At 72.4% G+C, this 728-nt stretch carries 1 protein-coding gene; it reads right to left on the bottom strand.

Going from position 1 to position 728, the window contains the following annotated elements:
* Nucleotides 1–728 (bottom strand): ketoacyl-synthetase C-terminal extension domain-containing protein (locus KUM32_RS37785; protein WP_217146348.1); only part of this gene is annotated, 728 nt, incomplete at both ends.

Below are 728 nucleotides of genomic sequence, written 5' to 3'. Positions count from 1 at the left end.
GTGTCGGTCTTGCCCGACACCACCCAGGCCACCGAACCCGCGACACCGCCGTCGGCAGGCTCCTCGGCGACCTCGGCCTCGGCCGGCTCGACCTCCGGCGCCTGCTCCAGGATCACGTGCGCGTTCGTCCCGCTCACACCGAACGAGGACACACCGGCCCTGCGCGGCTCGCCCGTCTCCGGCCACGGCCTGGATTCGGTCAGCAGCTCGATCTCGCCCTCGGACCAGTCCACGTGGCTCGACGGCTCGTCCACATGCAGCGTCTTCGGCAGCACACCGTGCCGCATCGCCATCACCATCTTGATGACACCGGCCACACCGGCGGCGGCCTGGGTGTGACCGAGGTTCGACTTGAGCGAACCCAGCCACAGCGGACGGCCCTCCGGACGGTCCTGGCCGTAGGTGGCCAGCAGCGCCTGCGCCTCGATCGGGTCACCCAGCGTCGTGCCGGTGCCGTGCGCCTCGACCGCGTCGATCTGGCTGGGGGTCAGCTCGCAGTTCTCGAGGGCCTGCCGGATCACGCGGCGCTGGGAGGGGCCGTTGGGGGCCGTCAGGCCGTTGCTCGCGCCGTCCTGGTTCACGGCGGAGCCGCGCACCACCGCCAGGATCTCGTGCCCGTTGCGTCGCGCGTCGGACAGCCGCTCCACCAGCAGCACACCGATGCCCTCGGACCAGGTGGTGCCGTCGGCGGCGTCGGCGAACGCCTTGCACCGGCCGTCGGCGGCCAG

It is taken from the genome of Streptomyces sp. AC627_RSS907 (assembly GCF_019049165.1).
This window is presented reverse-complemented; position numbering and strand designations above follow the sequence as displayed.